The following is a 578-nucleotide window of genomic DNA, read 5'->3' as shown; positions in this document are numbered from 1 at the left end:
TCGGCCGCGCCGCGCGCGACTGGGCCTGCTTCGACAAGATCCTGGAAACGCTGCGCGAGCTGAACGACGACGAATCGCTGCTCGTGCAATCGGGCAAGCCGGTGGGCGTGTTCAAGACCCACCCCGATGCGCCGCGTGTCTTGATCGCCAACTCCAACCTCGTGCCCAAGTGGGCGAACTGGGAACACTTCAACGAGCTGGATCGCAAGGGCCTGTTCATGTACGGCCAGATGACTGCCGGCAGCTGGATTTACATCGGCAGCCAGGGCATCGTGCAGGGTACGTACGAGACGTTTGCCGAAGCCGGCCGCCAACATTACGACGGCAAGCTGGCCGGCAAGTGGATCCTGACCGCCGGCCTGGGCGGCATGGGCGGCGCCCAGCCGCTGGCCGCCACGCTGGCCGGCGCCGTGTCGCTGAACATCGAGTGCCAGCAATCGAGCATCGATTTCCGCCTGCGTACGCGCTACCTCGACAAGCAGGCCAAGGACATCGACGACGCATTCAACCTGATTCGCCACCATTGCGAGCGCGGCGAGGCCGTGTCCATCGGCCTGCTCGGCAATGCGGCGGAAATC

1 pseudogene is annotated in these 578 nt (G+C 65.1%); it reads left to right on the top strand.

What is annotated here, in order from left to right:
* Nucleotides 1-578 (top strand): annotated as a pseudogene (locus FUT88_RS23855) (urocanate hydratase); the annotation flags it as partial.

It is taken from the genome of Ralstonia sp. TCR112, assembly GCF_007997035.1.
Classification (GTDB): Bacteria; Pseudomonadota; Gammaproteobacteria; order Burkholderiales; family Burkholderiaceae; genus Ralstonia; species Ralstonia edaphi.
Note: the sequence above shows the minus strand (reverse complement) of the source record. Positions and strands in the feature narration are given on the sequence as shown.